Consider the following 16426-nt stretch of genomic DNA (forward strand, 5'->3'; position numbering starts at 1 on the left):
AGACCGTCACTCCGAATAGGCACTGATGGTGGTTTTCAGGGCCGTGGCAATTCCGGGAGGAAGCACAGGCGGATGGCGGAAATTCGTGGCGAAAAGGTGAGCTTCAGCAAGCGCGATATTACGCCGCTGCATGCGATGCCCTCTGCCCAGGCGGAAGATCCCATCATCGTGCATTGTCCGATGCCCCGTTCCATGATGCGTTCGCTTTTGAAAGTGTTCGTGGCCTTGGTGGTTCTGGCCTTTATTTCCATCGGCGGCATTATTCTTTCCATCGAGACGGGCTCCATTGACGGTGCGCTTTCTGGCCAGGCCAGACAGGCGCTCGAAAAAGCACTCGGCCCACACTACGAGGCCCGGATCGGTTCGACCTCCGTGCGGTTTGCATCCGGTTTTCAGTTGGCGCTGGTGGCGCAGAATGTCGATATCATCGAGCAGGATACCGGCCAGCATCTCAGCCGCGCTCGTGCCATCGGTATGGCGCTCGACCCACTGGCACTGTTAACAGGCCGCGTCTCGGTTCGAAGCCTCGAAGCCAGCGGTATGGAGCTGGATACGGCGCTTCTGCCTAAGGGGCAGGGGGTTAATCTGGCAAAACTCCGCGTCGATGACATTCCCGCCTATTTGAATGTTGCCTTCACGCAGTTGGACGGCTTCGCGCAGGCATTCGTACGCAGTGGGACGCAGGAAATCGATCTGTCGGATATCGCCATTCGCCTGCCGCCAAGAGAAGACGGCCGGTTGCGGACGATTTCGCTTCGTGAGCTTTCTCTGGTGCCGGATGACGCAGGTGGCTACACGCTGGATGGCAATGTCGCCTTCAACGGAGAGGTCGCGACCCTTTCGCTTGCCGCGCAGGGTGCCGATGGCAGTATCGATCGTTTCAATGGAAGGCTCGATGGATTCGATATCGGGCCGCTTGTGGAACAGCACGATCCTGAAGGCCTCATGCACCAGGGCCTCAACGTCAAAGCCGGCATCAACATCATCGGTAGCAGGGGTGGGGGCGAGGCAAAGCCTGCGCTCTCGGTGTCGCTCGGCATCGGCGATGGCAAACTCTATATTGGTGGCGATGCGCAACCCGTCTCCAACGGGCAGATCAATGCCCGGTACGACTTCGATAACAGCGTCATTGCCATCGAAAATTCCCGGCTGACGCTGGGGCAAACCATTTTGCCGATCCGAGGACAGATCAAGGATAGCCCAGCCGGCTTCGATCTCGGTATTCGCATGGAGCAGGCAACGGCAGTCGCCGAAGGCGGGGGGGAGCCGCCGGTCACCTTCAATCTCCAAGCTGACGGATCATTCGACAAGACCACGCGCCAGCTCGATGTTCCCGGACTTTACGTGAAAAGTGACCTTGGCGACATGGCTGGTTCACTCAAGGTGCATTTCTTCGGGCAGGGCTCTCCGGAAATCAGTTTTGGTGGACAGATCGCCAAGATGGAGGCGGCGGCGGTCAAGCAATTGTGGCCGTTCTGGATGGCGCGCAAGGCACGTCCCTGGGTCGTCGCCAATCTGTTCGGCGGCACGGTCAAAAACGGCTCCATTGCGGTTTTCATTCCACAGGGACGGATGTGCGGTCCCGGCTGCCCGCTGGAGCTTTCCGCTGGCGAATTGCAGATCAAGTTCGATGTGGACAACACTCGCTTGAACGTCGCTGGCGACATACCGCCTTTGCGGGATGCTTCCGCGCATTTTGAGCTGGTCGGTGAAAAAATCGACGTCAATATCGTCAAGGCGACTTCGTTCTTCCCATCGGGCCGCACACTTGCATTGGATAACAGCAAATTCTCGATCAAGTCGGTCTACCAAAAGCCGCTGATGGCGGATCTCGATCTCAACGTTGCAGGAGCAGCGGATGCGGTGGCGGAACTGGCGACGTTCCAGCCGATCAACGCGCTGAAAGATACCGAATTCAAACCGGGCGATTTCACCGGGCAGGTCAAAGCAAATACCAAACTGACGATTGGCCTGCTCGCCAGCCAGCAGCCACCGCCACCGGTCTGGACGGCGCGACTGGACCTCGCTGATGTATCGTTGACGAGGCCGTTTGCTGGCCGCGAAATCAAGTCGATCAACGGTCCGCTTTCCATCGATAACGATGCGTTGCGCTTGAAAGGCAAGGCGCGTGTCGACGATGTCCCGATGGACCTCGACCTTGTGCAGCCGACCCGCAAGGCCAGCACGGTTGCCCGGCAGCTAGCGCTCAAGGCAACGCTTGAGCCGGGCCAGATCGCAAAGCTGGCCCCGGAGTTGACCAAGCTTTTGGGTGGCACAACCGTGCTTGAGATCAACAGCAGCGACATGCGCCGCCAGACCGTCAAGCTGGATTTATCCGATGCTTCCATAGTGTTACCCGGTATCGGCTGGACCAAGGGCGCAGGCATTCCTGCCAACGCCTCTTTCGTGATGGAGACAGTGGATGGACGCACCTCGGTCAGCAACTTCTCCCTGAAAGGCGATGGTTTTGGTGCTGCCGGTGATCTTGCGTTTGATAAGTCTGGCCTGACATCGGCAAATTTCACGCGCTTCCAGCTGTCACCGCAGGATGACTTTGCCGTCGCCATCTCGTCATCGCGAAAGAACTATTCGGTCACCGCAAGCGGCAAGTCTGCCGACTTGAGGCCACTTATTGCACGGCTGCGCAGTTCGTCGGCGAAGAACGGTGGAGCGTCGTCACCATCACCATCCGGCAACAGCGATTTTGGCTCGTTCTCCATCAAGACGCAGCTCGACAAAATTTACGGCTTCAATGACGAGGTGATGAGCAACGTCAATGCGGACATCAATCTGCGCGATGGCAAGCTGCGGACGATCGATCTGAAAGCCGTCACCAGTCGGGGACAGGCTCTGGTGGCGCAAACCATCAATCGCGGCGATGGCGGTACTATCAATCTCACCAGCAGCGACGCAGGCTCCTTCGCCCGCTTTACCAATCTGTACTCGCGCGTTCGTGGCGGCCTGATGAATTTGGCGCTGACGACTGCCAATGGCAACGATTGGAGCGGTTCTCTCGATTTGCGCAATTTCGCCGTACTCAATGAAGCCAAGCTTCAGGATATCGTGGCGACACCGACGGGGCAGGACGGTCGAAGCCTCAATACTGCCGTCCGCAGAAACATCGATGTCAGCTCTGAAAAATTCCAGCGTGGTTTTGCGCGCGTGGTCTATGTCAACGGCACGTTGGCGTTGGAAAATGGTGTTGTCAGAGGCGAGCAGATCGGTGCAACATTCCAGGGTATCGTGAAGGACCAGAACGGCAATATGGACATGACGGGGACGTTCATGCCAGCCTACGGTTTGAACCGCCTTTTCGGTGAGTTGCCGTTTATCGGCATCTTCCTTGGCAATGGCCGAGATCGAGGCTTGCTGGGCATAACGTTCAAGCTTACGGGCCAGACCGATGCACCGCGTCTGGCAATCAACCCATTGTCACTGATCGCGCCGGGCGTGTTCCGCCAGATATTCGAGTTTCAATAAAATGGACCGCTCAAGGCGGCCCAAATCAGTATAGTCAAATCATCCAGCCTTTTCGATCTTTTGGAAAACTGGCAGCGTAGGCTGCCAGTTTTCGTTTTCGAGGCATTTAGGCTGGATTAACGTCGCCGTGGCCACCATGACCACCGCCGTTGCCATGGCCGCCGCCGCCCCAGCCGGCGTGGTCGCCACCATTCCCATTGCCACCACCGTTGCCGTTGCCGCTACCATTGCCATTACCGCTGCCATTGCCGTTTCCACTGTCATGACCTTGGTTGCCGCTATGTTCGCCACCGCCGTGGCTTCCGCCGCTGCCGTTACCATTGCCGCCATCATGGCCACCGCCACCCCAGCCGCCTTGGCCGCCACCGTTATTGCCGCCGCTATGGCTTCCGCCGTTACCATTGCCACCGCCGTTGCCATTTCCGCTGCCGTTACCATTGCCGCCGTCATGGCCACCGCCACCCCAGCCGCCTTGGCCGCCACCATTATGGCCGCCGCTATGGCTTCCGCCGTTGCCATTTCCGCCGCCGTTGCCATTACCGCCGCCGCCCCAGCCGCCGTGGTCTCCGCCGCCGCCGTGATTACCACCACCACCGTGATTACCACCACCACCGTGATTACCACCACCACCGTGATTGCCGCCGCCACCGTGATTGCCGCCACCGCCGTGGTTGCCACCGCCACCGTGATTGCCACCACCGCCGTGATTGCCACCACCGCCGTGATTGCCGCCACCTCCGTGGTTACCGCCGCCACCATGATTGCCACCACCGCCGTGGTTACCACCACCTCCCGGGTTGCCACCGCCGCCAGGATTTCCACCGCCGGGGTTGCTGCCGCTACCTGGATTACCGCTGACAGGGCTTCCGTTGTTTCTGTCGTTGTCGCCCTGATTGTCAGCGATTGTTGGAATGGTTGCCGTTGGCCTGCAAAGGGCCGCTTCCAGAGTTCCGGGCCTAACCCGGTCGCATCTTTGTGGACGCGTTTGTGCCGTTACCAGTGTGGTGCTGGACAGCAAGATTGCAATACACGAGAACACAGTTGTTATCTTACTGCTCATGGGATTCCTCCATTGATTGGCAGTTTATGACCGCACTCTGGAGGCTATATTAACGAAATATTATCCACAACCTGATGATATACTGTGATTATTTCGTACTAATACCTTGACTTTAGCTATAATGGGCTAGGTTTTCGGTGGTATTTATCGAAAGTATTATCTGAAATTGAGTTTTTTTTTCTAATTTTCGATCATTTTGTAGTTCGGCTTGAGATCCTTACTTCGGTCTGGAATGTTTATTGCGTTCTGGATTTTCCCCGATTTGGCGCGCATCACAACGGGGTACATTAATTTTTTTTTGATATTTTAGGCTAATCATGCAAAGAGGTGAGCTTAGGCATGTTTTTAAGGTGCTTTTAGTTAGAGTACGGCGTGACGTCGGGTCACCTTCAGTGTGAATGCCTACTTGTTATTGCGTGAATCGGGCGGCCGACAGAGAGCCGTACCCTTGGATCACCAGGCTACCTTGAAGGAACTGGCATTATCATGAAGATTTCTGTTGTAGCTTTCGCTCTTCTGGGCGCGGCAACGCTTTGCTCTAATGTTTCCGCAGGCCAGCTCCAGGCAACCCGCTCCATCGCGGCACCAGAGGGCTTTTCCTCGGCCTGTCAACGCTACGGCTGGTTATGCAGCGCCAAAGCCGGTGTTAAAATGAGCGACAGCGATGCGCTTGCGCTTGTGACCAAGGTCAATCGTCAGGTCAACGCTGCTATCCGTCCAGCGGAAGACAGCGTCGTCTATGGGCGCAGCAATTACTGGACCCTGCCCAAGGATGGGCGCGGTGACTGCGAAGACTATGCCATGGCCAAGACCAAGGCGTTGCTGGATGCAGGTTTCCCCGCCAGCAAAATGGCCATGTCCGTCGTGCTCGATCGTGGCGGCAACAACCATGCGGTCTTGATGGTGCGGCTTTCAGATGGCGATTATATCCTCGACAATATGACCAGTTCGATCAAATCGTGGGATCGCACCGGCTACACCTTCCTGGCGCGTCAGAATTTCAGCAACAAGGCCGCCTGGGAAGTCATTCTCTCGGGTCCGCGCGCCAAACAGTTCAGCGAAATCTGATCGGGGTTTTATTGGTCGCGTAGTCTCAGCTCATCGGTCTGCATTTGGAGCGAGCCGAGGGTGGAGAGGAACGTCATGCCCAGCAGGCTCTGGTCCAGTTGACCATCCTGCGCGACCAGTGCCTGCACATTGCGACGCACGATCGGGCCAATGGCAATCTCCGACAGACGGACAGGTGCAGCCGACGTGCGGCCATTGGCGGTCATGACCGTGACCGTGTAGGACAGATTGTCCGCGTTGATGCCGACCGCTTCGGCATCCGCTCTTGCCAACACGACCGAGCTTGCGCCGGTATCGACCAGCATGTGCACGGTACCGCCATTGACCTGCGCATTTGTCTCGAAATGGCCGCTCATGGACTTGTTGAGAATGACTTCCTGTTCGCCGTTGCGGGTCGTCACGACGACGGCGCGCCCGGGGATCAATCCCGCCAGAACCCTTTCACCAACGCGCTGGAAATCATAACGATAAAGATAGATGGCGACGAGGCTGAGAATGATGACGAGCCAGATGGCGAGTTGACGCAAAGCCGTTCCCAGACCACCGCGATTGCCGGCCAATATGCCAACTGATAAAAGTGCTGCGATCGGTACGAGATAAACCGCTCGTGCGAATTGCTCATTGCCGATGCCGAATGTCTGGCCGCTGTCGTTATTGATGATGAGCAGCACAAGGCCGATGCCCAGCACGAGAAAAACGAAAATCAGCCGGTTCATACGTTCGCCGTCTCCTGAGTGGTTTCTAAATGCTGCCGGTCCGACCGGCCTGCAAGTTCGCCCATGATTTTGTGACGCTCTGCATCCGTATAGCGTGACCATGCCATGATCTCGTCTATGGTCCGATAGCAGCCGATACACAGGCCATTTTGAGGGTCGAGCGAGCACACGTCGATACAGGGTGTTTCCATGACTTTATATCGACATTTCACGCAATGAGAGCAAGTCCTACCAGCATCACGATCTCTGTGATTTGCTGTGTCGCGCCGATGGTGTCGCCGGTATGGCCATCAATCTTGCGGGCGCATAGGCGGTTGAACAGATAGGTCGCTGCAAATGATGCGGCGAGCGCCACCACAAGAAGATATGGGGAAAAGAACGGCAGGCTGAGAAAAACTGCGATGGTGAAGCCGTATGTCAATGCGCCCTTGCGTTCGCGTTCACCCGGCTGTCCCGCAGATGCCGCTACGCCGCCTTCTCTGGCCGGTGGCAGTGCCTGCCAGTGCCAGACCATCAGCCCGCGACTGAAACACGCCGTGGCAATCAGGGCAGCGGCTACGCCGGACGGCGATATCTCACGAAACAGGACGGCAATGGCTGTTGCCCTGATGAGAAAAGACAGGACGAGTGCAATGGCACCATAGGTGCCGATCCGGCTGTCCTTCATGATGTCGAGCGTACGTTCCTTGGTTCTGCCGCCACCAAAGCCGTCTGCCGTGTCGGCGAGGCCATCTTCATGTAGCGCGCCGGTTATCAGGGTCGCAACGCCCAGCACGATAGCAGCCGACATCAGCGGGTCTGCATGCATGTTGGCAAACAGGGCTGCGAGACATGCCGAGGGAAGGGCGATCAGCAGGCCTGCGACGGGAAAGGCGCGCACCATCTGGCCCAAGGGGCGCTGGTCGTCTTCGAAGAAGATGTCGTTTACGGGAATGCGGCTGAGAAAGCTCAGCGAGCGCATCATATCCGTCAGAAAATCCCCGACACGCAATCGTCTCTCCTTTAGTTGAGAAGGCGCTTATTGCATTTGAGGTTGTTCCTCTGCGCATCCCCTATTATGAGAAGCGCAACAAAGACCGATTTGCCGGAAAACACAAGCGTCCGGCGTGATGAGAAAGACCGATATCATGAGCATGAGCGGATTGCCTTTTGATGATTTTCGCACGCTGTTGCGTGACCTTCCAGGCCCGGACACCTTCGCGCTCGTTGCTGCCAAAGAACGCAACGCGCAATTGACCAAGCCGGCCGGTTCGCTGGGGCGTCTGGAAGAGATCGCCATGTGGCTTGCCGCTTGGTCTGGTCGTGCGCCTGCAGTCAATCGTCCATTGGTGGCGATTTTTGCGGGAAACCATGGCGTCACACGCCATGGCGTTACGCCTTATCCTTCGTCAGTCACGCAGCAGATGGTGGAAACCTTTGCCGCTGGCGGTGCCGCCATCAACCAGATCTGCGTTACGCATGATCTGGGCCTGAAGATTTTCGATCTGGCACTGGACTACCCCACCGGCGACATCACCACGGAGCCGGCGCTGTCCGAGCGCGATTGCGCCGCCACCATGGCATTTGGCATGGAAGCGATTGCCGGTGGCACCGATCTTCTCTGCATCGGTGAAATGGGTATCGGCAACACCACGATTGCCGCGGCAATCAACCTCGCACTGTATGGCGGCACGGCGGAAGAGTGGACGGGGCCCGGCACGGGTTCTGAAGGCGATGTCATGGCCCGCAAGATTGCTGCCGTGAAGGCTGCCGTAGCGTTCCACAAGGACCATCTGTCCGATCCGCTGGAAATCATGCGCCGCCTCGGTGGTCGCGAAATCGCGGCGATGGCGGGTGCCATTCTTGCCGCGCGCATTGAGAAAATTCCAGTGTTGATCGACGGCTACGTGGCAACGGCTGCGGCTGCGCTTTTGAAAGCTGCCAATCCGGCTGCGCTCGACCATTGCCTCATCGGACACGTATCCGGCGAGCCGGGGCATCTGGCCGCCGTTGAACAGCTTGGCAAGACACCGCTTCTGGCACTGGGTATGCGGTTGGGTGAGGGAACGGGTGCGGCACTTGCGGCCGGTATCGTCAAATCCGCAGCGGCCTGCCATTCCGGTATGGCGACCTTTGCAGCAGCGGGTGTCGATACTCGCAAAGACCACTGAGATCACCATGGATAACCCGCACACCACGCCATCGCCTGAGCCCGTTTTCCACAAGGAGACCGGGTTTCGGCATCTCTTCGCCGCAGCGCGTTATTCGGCGCAAGGACTTTCGCGTCTGTGGAAAGAGGCGGCCTTTCGCCATGAGGTGCTGGCATTTGGTGCCGGGCTGGTGCTGCTGGGCGTGATCGGCGCACCTGTGACGCATTATCTGATATTCGCAGTGCTGATGCTTTTGCTGTTTTCCGTGGAATCTCTGAATACGGCCATCGAGGAAATCGTCGACCGCGTCTCACCTGAGTTCTCCTCGGCTGCGCGTAACGCCAAGGATCTCGGCTCCTTTGCCGTATTCTGCCTGCTGCTTGCGAATGGTGGTTTCGTGCTTTACTCGCTGGTCAGCACGCTGTTCTTCTCATTCGTGATGATTTAAGCGAAGGATCGCTTGCGCGGCTGGACCACCTGCACGTCTTCCACCGCGGGAATGCTTTGCAGCACGCGTTTTGCCGGCAAAATGGCGATGACTTCCGTGCCTTCCCGCAGTCTGGATTTCAGCACGAACTGACCATCGTGCTTGGCGAGAATGGCTTGCACGATGGGAAGCCCAAGGCCCGTGCCCTGTTCGGCACTCTTGATGGCAATCGATCCCTGGCCGAAGGCCGACAGAACAACCGGGATTTCCTCTTCGGGGATACCGGGGCCGTTATCCTTGATCGACACATATTGACCACCACCTGCTGTCCAGCCCGCCTTGATGAAGATTTCCCCACCTTGAGGCGTGAATTTCACGGCGTTCGACAGAAGGTTGAGAATGACCTGACGGATCGCTTTTTCATCCGCCCAGACGTGGGGCAGGGTGGTTTCGAATTGCTGCGAGATGCGGATGTTCTTGCCACGCGCGCGAAGCTGGATCATGCCCACACAATCATCGGCGATTTCCAGAAGCGCCACGGCTTCCTCGTGCAGGTCATAACGACCGGCCTCAATGCGGGAAAGATCGAGGATTTCGTTGATCAGGTCGAGCAGATGCTGGCCGGACCTGTGAATATCGCCCGAATACTCTTTATAAAGAGGATTGTTGAGTGGCCCCAGAACCTCTGATGCCATAACCTCGGAAAAGCCGAGGATTGCGTTCAGCGGTGTGCGCAATTCATGGGACATGGACGCAAGAAAACGCGATTTGGCCATGTTGGCTTCCTCGGCGCGCCGCCGCGCCTCATCCGACATGGATTTTGCCACTTCAAGCTCGGCAATCAGGTCGTCTTTTTCCGACTGGAAGGACAGAAGCTTGATGCTGGAGAGATAAAGCCGCTTTGTGACATGGTGGCAGAACAGCATCGCCATTGAAAACATCAAAGCGAGGCCGATTTCCATCGGATTTCGTGACAGGACGGCCGTCACGCTGAGGGCGACCAGCACGGGCAGGAACGTCATCAACGTCGCGCGCCGCAGCAGGAAATTCGATGTCGCCGTAATCGACAATGCAATTAGCAGAGTCGCGCCCTTGTAGAATGTAATGAGCGATGCGTCGCCCGGCTCTATTTTCTGAAGGGCAAACAAGACCCAGACGAGGCCGATGACGATCTGGGTGGCGAGAAATATATTGTGCCATGTAGAGATGTTGGAGGCGGTTATCTCATGACGTGATGCCTTGCGCGCAAAAATCAGGGCCAAGGCATGCGCAGTCAAAGCCAGCACGGCCCAGCCCAGGATTTGCGGATCGCGGCTGATATAGATGCCAACGCCCGTTGCCAGAACGATAAACAGAGGCATGATCGTTGCGCTCTGCAATGTCTCTGCGATGTGCATTTGCAGCATGTCGCGTTCGAAGACATTCGTGCCGACAGGGCCGTATTGCAAACGCTCACGTGTCAATTTGACCGTGTCGAAGACAGCCTTATTGCGTCGCGTCCGTGACCGGTCAACGATGTTCTTGTCGGCAGTGGTGCTAGCGCTTTTACTCATTGACACAACGCTGGTGATCTAAAGACTTGCAGCCTAATGGCAAATTCTTAAGAAGATGCTGCCGCTAAAGGATTTGTTTGCCATTTCTGAAAAGGGTTTATTTGTACATGAGAAAGAGCTCACGTAAGCCCTTCCATTTTCTGAAAGATGGCATCATCGCCGCTCTCATTCTGGTGATGGGTACGCTGATTGCCGCAAAGCTCGATGGTATGAACCAAGAGCGGTTTGCTGGTCGCTTCAGCGCGGTGGATGGCGATACCCTTGCCTATGATGGCAAACGGCTTCGCCTTATCGGGATAGATGCGCCGGAGATGAGCCAGAACTGCATGAGCAATGGCGCAGAGTGGCCATGTGGGGCGCGAGCCAAAGACTATTTGAAGATGCTGCTTCAAACCGGCGCAGTCGAATGTTCCGGCAACGACCGGGACCGGTATAAGCGCCTGTTGGTGCGCTGTTCCATCGGCGACAAAGACATCGCCGGCGAAATGGTCTCAGGTGGTTTTGCCGTGACGACGGAGTATTTCCTGTTTTCCAGTGAGCAGGCTTTGGCTCAAGCCAGACGGGCAGGGATATGGGCAGGCACATTTGAAAACCCGAGAGACTGGCGGCGCGAGCACAAGGCGGCAGACATGGATGTTCCACTTGCGGGTGTGATCAGTCTGGTCCGCCATGTTCTCGGCTGGTAGGGTCTCGCAATGTTGCTAAAAGCAGACCTACAGAAGATTGAAACTCTGCGGCGGGACATTGCACGATGTCGCATCTGTCGTGATGCACCGCGCAAGGGTGAGGCGGATTGCCTGCCGCATGAGCCGCGTCCGGTCGCTGTTATTTCCGGCGCGGCAAAAATCCTGATCGCGGGACAGGCACCCGGGCTGCGGGTTCATGAGAGTGGCTTGCCCTTCAACGATGCATCGGGCAACCGTTTGCGCGACTGGCTCAACGTCGACCGCGAGACGTTTTATGATGCCGACAAGTTTGCCATCGTGCCGATGGGCTTCTGTTTCCCGGGCTATGATGCCAAGGGCAGCGACTTGCCTCCACGTGCAGAATGCGCGCCGCGTTGGCGCGAAAGCGTTATGCAGGTCATGCCGCAGATCGAGCTGGTTTTGGCGATCGGTCAGTATGCGCAGAGCTGGCATCTGGGTGTACGGCGCATGAAAACGATGACCGAGACGGTGCAGAACTGGCGCAGCCATCGCTACACCAATCATGGCATTTCTGTCCTGCCTTTGCCGCACCCTAGCTGGCGCAACAGTGCGTGGCTGAAGAAAAACCCGTGGTTCGAGGAAAATCTGCTGCCTGTGCTGCGTCAAGATGTGGAAAGACTCACATCCTGAAACAAATTTCTTTTTTTCTCTTTTATTTCGTGTAAACAAAGGAAAATAATTCCGGAGGAGAGAAGATTGGACCGTCTCGACCGTAAAATACTGCGCATTCTGCAAGAAGATTCCACTTTGGCCGTTGCTGACCTGGCCAAGAAGGTCGGCTTGTCCACGACCCCATGCTGGCGCCGTATCCAGAAAATGGAAGAAGACGGTGTCATCCGTCGTCGCGTCGCTCTTCTCGATCCGGGCAAGGTCAACACGAAGGTCACGGTGTTCGTGTCCATCCGCACTGCGTCGCATTCCATCGAGTGGCTGAAGCGTTTTTCCGAGGTCGTTTCCGAGTTTCCGGAAGTGGTCGAGTTCTATCGCATGAGCGGTGATGTGGATTATCTCTTGCGCGTGGTCGTACCGGATATCGCTGCTTACGATGCCTTCTACAAGCGCATGATCGCCAAGATCGAAATTCGTGACGTATCGTCTGTCTTCGCCATGGAGCAGATCAAATACACGACGGAACTGCCGCTCGATTATATGCAGCTGGACAACGCGAAGTCCGGCGACGATTCGTAAGGGCGTTTGCGCCTCTTCAAGTCTGGCGCACTCTTAACGACCGTCATGCCGAGGCAGGCCCGGCATGACGGCGTCTTTTTCACCCCTTGAACTTCGCAATTACCAGATGGCCCGGCGTCGGATGTCCATCCTGCATGCGCACATTGATATGTGTGACTTCGATGATCTCGAAACCGGTCGCCGCTAGCCGCTCGCGCACATAGGTTTCCGAGTGCGCGAAGCGCTGATGTGGGCCGACCATGTAGGGGCGGTCCGCCAAGACCTCCTGCGGTAGAGTTTCCGACGAGAAAATGAACAGACCGCCGGCGACCATGTTTTCCGCAGCACCAAAGAAGATCGGCTCCAGTGCGCCGAGATAGGGCAAGACGTCCGTCGCGGTGATCAGGTCGAAGGGCTCGTCGTCATTGTCTTCGAGAAAGTCTTCGACTTCCGCCACGTAGAGCGTCTCGTAAAGCTCTTTTTCATGGGCGATCTCGACCATGTTTTCGGAAATGTCGATGCCGGTGATATCGTCCGCCATGTCGCGCAAGGCCTCACCCGTCAGGCCAGTGCCGCAGCCGAGATCCAGCACGCGTTTGAAGGGTCCGAGTTCCAGTGCTTGCAGGCGCTGCCGAACGATCATCGGCACGGCATAACCCAGTTGCTCGACCAAGATATCTTCAAACGCTTCGGCCTGCTGGTCGAACAGGGTTTCGACATAGGCGTCCGGTGCCTTGGATGGCGTATCGCCACGTCCCATGGACGCGATGCGCACGGCAGCGCCGCCATGATCTTCCGGGTCGATGGCTAAAACCTCTTCATAGGCCTTCACGGCAGCGTCGATGTCGCCTGCCTTTTCCAGCGCCAAGGCACGGTTATAGGCTTCTGCTAGGGCTTCTTCATCGATCTTCTGGTTCGTCATAGCTGGCATCCGGGCTTTCATGAAAATTCGAAGCCTGCTTAAGCCGCAACGCCGTGACGTGCAATCCTTGTTTTGTCAGTGCAGAATGAACTCACCCTTGAGCGAGCGCCACTCCTGCGCCGAAATCAGCTTGCGGTGGACATAGCGAACGGAGTGCAGCGGCCCGTCCAGCTTTTCCTGCCAGAATTTGAGGAAGCCGCGCATTTCAGGGAAATCCGGTGCCAGATCGTAGTTCTGCCAGAGGTAGGTTTGAAGAACAACGGGGTGGTCCGGCATGCGGTACAAGATTTCGGCCGTGGTCATGCCATAGCCCTTAAGCATCATTTCCATGTCCTGGTTCATGCTGGCTGCTCCCTTGTTGTTGGTCGCGGGCATCACAAAACGACCCGAGACCATGGGAACATGACATGGTTAACCGAAGCTTAACAATTTGGCGAGCTGTCAAAAATATGTCATATTTTCAGTATGTTAGCATTCCTATCGGAGGAGTGCTGCCAAAGGCTGTTATCGCTTGAGGTGGCGGGTCAACCGCGCTTCTAGCGCTGCCCAGACGTGACGCAGTATCTCCACGATGGAAAGATAGAAAATCGCGGCCCACAGATAGGACTGATAGTCGAAGGTGCGCGAGAAGGCGTAACGGGTCTGGCCCATCAGGTCGAAAACCGTGACGATGGACACGACGGCCGATCCTTTGATCATCAGAATGATCTCGTTGCCATAGGGGCGTAGCGCCACGATCATGGCTTGCGGAAGCACGACTTTCCAGAATGTGACTGCCTTGGAAATACCAAGCGAGGCCGCGCCTTCATGCTGACCCTTCGGAACACTCTGAATTGCGCCGCGCAGAATTTCAGCCTGATAGGCTGCGGTGTTGAGCGTCAACGAAAGAAGCCCACAATACCAGGCTTCCCGGAAGAACCACCACAATCCAACCTCTTGCAGTTCTGGCCGGAAGCTACCGAGGCCATAATAAATGAGGAACAACTGTGCCAGCAACGGCGTGCTTCGAAACAGGTAGACATAGGCATAAGCCAGCCCGCCGATAATCTGATTTGTGGACATACGGGCAAAGGCGAGTGGTAGCGATAAAACAGCGCCGAGAATGATGGACGTTCCGACCAGTGTTATCGTGGTGATCAGGCCATCGATATAACGCGGTCCGTAGCGTGTGAATTTGTCCAGATCCCAGCCGACGATCATGGAATATACGAGGCCAAGGCCCAGCAGCAGCCATAGGCCAGTGACGGTGTAACCCGCGATCTTTGAGACCGACAGGGGTTTCGTCACCGGTGGCGGAGCAGGGCGGGGCGGGATCAATTGCTCGGCGTGGCTCATCGCTTTGCCTCCGATCGGCGCGACCAGCGATCGATGAAGCCAAGACCGAAGGATGAGATGAGCGCGAGGATAAGATAGAGCAGGCAGGCAATGCCGTAAAAGAAGAAGGCTTCCTTGCTGACACGTGCAGCGATGCCGGTCTGGCGCAGAATATCCGACAGGCCGATAATGGAGACATAGGACGTATCCTTGAGCAGGATCATCCAAAGGTTCGTCATACCCGGCAGGGCGATGCGCACCAGTTGCGGAATAATAACGAGGACCATGGTTCGGCTGCGTGGAATTCCCAGCGCATCACCCGCTTCATATTGTCCTTTGGGGATGGCGCGAAACGCCGAAAGCAGCACTTCCGAGGCATAGGACGAAAACACGACTGACAGAGCAATCATGCCGGCCACAAATGCGTTGATCTCGATCGGGCCGGTGATGCCCACATAACTTCCCACCGACTGCAGCAGCATCTGGATGCCGTAATAGACAATGAACAGCGTTAGCAATTCCGGCAGACCGCGGAAAATGGTGGTGTAGATACCGGCAGCCAGCCGCAGGGATTTTTCCTCCGACTGGGCAGCGAGAGCGATAAGGAAGCCGATGGTGAGACCAATCGGCAAGGTCGCCAGCGCAACGGAAATGGTGATCTTGACGCCGAAGGCGATTTCGTCACCCCAGCCAGCATCTCCACAGGCAACGAGTGTTCCGTTGCCCAGAAGAGAGAAAATGCCAGCTGGTCCGCAAAATGGATCGAAGAGATAAGTGAGATAGGTCCAGAACGAACCTATGGCGGAAAATGCTCCGCTCATGCCAATTTCCCCTGCGGTCTTCGCCGCTTGTCTCGTATTGTTTTATGACCTTGTTCTCAAACAAAAATGGCGGAAGGGCAAGCCTCCCGCCACATTATTTCAACAAGCAATCGCTTACTTGCCGTAAACGTCGAAGTCGAAGTACTTGTCGTTGATCTTCTTGTACTCGCCGCTTGCGCGGATCGCAGCGATTGCAGCCGTGAACTTGTCGGCAAGAGCGGTGTCACCCTTGCGAACGGCAATGCCTGCGCCCTGACCGTTGATCTCTTCGTCAACCGGCATTGGCGTCAGGATTTTGCAGCAAGCGCCTGCGTCCGACTTGACCCACTGCGACAGCACAACGATATCGTCGATAACGCCATCGATGCGTCCGTTGGTGATGTCGAGCTTGTATTCGTCAGCTGTTGGGTAGAGCTTCAGTTCCGAATCCGCGAGGTGCTTTTCAGCGTAGTTGGCATGGGTCGTGGAGCCCTGCGCGCCAATGGTCTTGCCCTTGAGGTCTTCAACAGATTTGACCGGGCTGTCCTTTGGTACGGCAATTGCCGGAGGCGTGTTGTAGTACTTCTTGGAGAAATCGACTTTCTCGAGGCGCTCCGGCGTGATCGACATGGAGGCGACGATAGCATCGAACTTCTTGGCCTGAAGGGCAGGGATGATGCCGTCCCAGTCGTTGGTGACGAAGGTGCACTCTGTCTTCATTTCTACACACAGTGCCTTGGCAATGTCGATATCGAAGCCGGTCAGGGTGCCGTTTGCTTCAAGAACGTTGAAGGGTGGGTAGGCGCCTTCCGTGCCGATGACCAGTTTATCCTGCGCCAATGCGGCACCGGAGAAAAGTGACATCGCGGCAATCGATGCAGCAGCGAGCAGACGGGTGGAAATACGCATTTCGATCCTCTCTTTCGGCGTGTCTTCCGCACAGCTTGTTTATGTTTTCTGGGCGGTAAATGTTTCGCGCGGCCGCTTGACCGGGAGCGGGGGAGGCTGCGCTTGCCGGATAGTCTTATCCTTGTCTTTAAAATGCAACCCTAATCGTTTCGCACTGCGAGAAACGCCACAATC

At 56.6% G+C, this 16426-nt stretch carries 17 protein-coding genes; 8 read left to right on the forward strand and 9 right to left on the reverse strand.

The genetic code is table 11. The features are described from left to right. Positions 1-72: 72 nt before the first annotated feature. From CPJ18_RS14910 to CPJ18_RS14920, 3 genes are all read left to right on the forward strand, one after another. Positions 73-3480, forward strand: coding sequence for a YhdP family protein (locus CPJ18_RS14910; protein WP_103659206.1), 3408 nt, complete (start codon positions 73-75; stop codon positions 3478-3480). 127 nt (positions 3481-3607) lie between these two features. After that, positions 3608-4570: a hypothetical protein gene (locus CPJ18_RS26840; RefSeq protein ID WP_167397907.1), complete on the forward strand. Its 963-nt coding sequence runs from the start codon at positions 3608-3610 to the stop codon at positions 4568-4570. Positions 4571-5026: 456 nt separating this feature from the next. Further along, positions 5027-5608 (forward strand): transglutaminase-like cysteine peptidase, encoded by a 582-nt coding sequence (locus tag CPJ18_RS14920; RefSeq protein ID WP_103659208.1) that lies wholly within the window; start codon positions 5027-5029, stop codon positions 5606-5608. Positions 5609-5616: 8 nt separating this feature from the next. On the opposite strand, the gene CPJ18_RS14925 is transcribed toward CPJ18_RS14920, so the two are convergent. From CPJ18_RS14925 to CPJ18_RS14935, 3 genes are read right to left on the reverse strand one after another with little or no spacing between them, the layout of a single operon-like run. After that, positions 5617-6324: a TIGR02281 family clan AA aspartic protease gene (locus CPJ18_RS14925; RefSeq protein WP_103659209.1), complete on the reverse strand. Its 708-nt coding sequence runs from the start codon at positions 6322-6324 to the stop codon at positions 5617-5619. Further along, positions 6321-6515: a DUF1289 domain-containing protein gene (locus tag CPJ18_RS14930; protein WP_103659210.1), complete on the reverse strand. Its 195-nt coding sequence runs from the start codon at positions 6513-6515 to the stop codon at positions 6321-6323. Before CPJ18_RS14930 ends, CPJ18_RS14925 begins: the two co-directional genes overlap by 4 nt. A gap of 17 nt (positions 6516-6532) precedes the next feature. Beyond that, entirely contained in the window at positions 6533-7315 is a 783-nt protein-coding gene (locus CPJ18_RS14935) for an adenosylcobinamide-GDP ribazoletransferase (protein WP_103659211.1), read from the reverse strand. 136 nt (positions 7316-7451) lie between these two features. On the opposite strand from CPJ18_RS14935, the gene cobT reads away from it, so the two are divergent. Together cobT and CPJ18_RS14945 are read left to right on the forward strand one after the other, a co-directional pair. Next, complete coding sequence (gene cobT / locus CPJ18_RS14940; RefSeq protein WP_103659326.1) at positions 7452-8474, forward strand: nicotinate-nucleotide--dimethylbenzimidazole phosphoribosyltransferase; 1023 nt, start codon at positions 7452-7454, stop codon at positions 8472-8474. Between the two features lie 7 nt (positions 8475-8481). Then, positions 8482-8901, forward strand: coding sequence for a diacylglycerol kinase (locus tag CPJ18_RS14945; protein WP_077120837.1), 420 nt, complete (start codon positions 8482-8484; stop codon positions 8899-8901). Here the strand turns inward: CPJ18_RS14945 and CPJ18_RS14950 are convergent. Further along, on the reverse strand, positions 8898-10433 hold the full coding sequence (locus CPJ18_RS14950) for a sensor histidine kinase (RefSeq protein WP_103659212.1): 1536 nt from the start codon (positions 10431-10433) through the stop codon (positions 8898-8900). The two genes, CPJ18_RS14945 and CPJ18_RS14950, sit on opposite strands and share 4 nt — an antisense overlap. A gap of 107 nt (positions 10434-10540) precedes the next feature. Between CPJ18_RS14950 and CPJ18_RS14955 the strand changes: the two genes are divergently transcribed. From CPJ18_RS14955 to CPJ18_RS14965, 3 genes are all read left to right on the forward strand, one after another. Beyond that, the gene (locus CPJ18_RS14955; RefSeq protein ID WP_103659213.1) at positions 10541-11119 is read left to right on the forward strand and encodes a thermonuclease family protein; all 579 of its coding nucleotides are present in this window, start codon (positions 10541-10543) and stop codon (positions 11117-11119) included. A 9-nt stretch (positions 11120-11128) separates the two neighbouring features. Continuing rightward, the gene (locus CPJ18_RS14960; RefSeq protein WP_103659214.1) at positions 11129-11770 is read left to right on the forward strand and encodes a uracil-DNA glycosylase family protein; all 642 of its coding nucleotides are present in this window, start codon (positions 11129-11131) and stop codon (positions 11768-11770) included. A 66-nt stretch (positions 11771-11836) separates the two neighbouring features. Then, complete coding sequence (locus tag CPJ18_RS14965; protein ID WP_067643452.1) at positions 11837-12328, forward strand: Lrp/AsnC family transcriptional regulator; 492 nt, start codon at positions 11837-11839, stop codon at positions 12326-12328. 79 nt (positions 12329-12407) lie between these two features. On the opposite strand, the gene CPJ18_RS14970 is transcribed toward CPJ18_RS14965, so the two are convergent. From CPJ18_RS14970 to CPJ18_RS14990, 5 genes are all read right to left on the reverse strand, one after another. Then, on the reverse strand, positions 12408-13229 hold the full coding sequence (locus CPJ18_RS14970; RefSeq protein WP_103659215.1) for a class I SAM-dependent methyltransferase: 822 nt from the start codon (positions 13227-13229) through the stop codon (positions 12408-12410). A 75-nt stretch (positions 13230-13304) separates the two neighbouring features. Continuing rightward, the gene (locus tag CPJ18_RS14975) at positions 13305-13571 is read right to left on the reverse strand and encodes an usg protein (protein WP_067643449.1); all 267 of its coding nucleotides are present in this window, start codon (positions 13569-13571) and stop codon (positions 13305-13307) included. 162 nt (positions 13572-13733) lie between these two features. Further along, positions 13734-14564 carry an ABC transporter permease gene (locus tag CPJ18_RS14980; protein ID WP_077120845.1) on the reverse strand — a complete coding sequence of 277 codons (831 nt, stop codon included), beginning with the start codon at positions 14562-14564 and terminating at the stop codon, positions 13734-13736. Beyond that, complete coding sequence (locus CPJ18_RS14985; RefSeq protein ID WP_103583951.1) at positions 14561-15364, reverse strand: ABC transporter permease; 804 nt, start codon at positions 15362-15364, stop codon at positions 14561-14563. Before CPJ18_RS14985 ends, CPJ18_RS14980 begins: the two co-directional genes overlap by 4 nt. A gap of 114 nt (positions 15365-15478) precedes the next feature. Continuing rightward, a complete protein-coding gene (locus tag CPJ18_RS14990; protein WP_077120846.1) occupies positions 15479-16252 on the reverse strand; it encodes an ABC transporter substrate-binding protein in 774 nt (257 codons plus the stop codon). Positions 16253-16426 lie beyond the last annotated feature (174 nt).

The sequence above is a fragment of the Agrobacterium rosae genome (assembly GCF_002915175.1).
In the GTDB taxonomy this organism is placed as follows: domain Bacteria; phylum Pseudomonadota; class Alphaproteobacteria; order Rhizobiales; family Rhizobiaceae; genus Agrobacterium; species Agrobacterium rosae.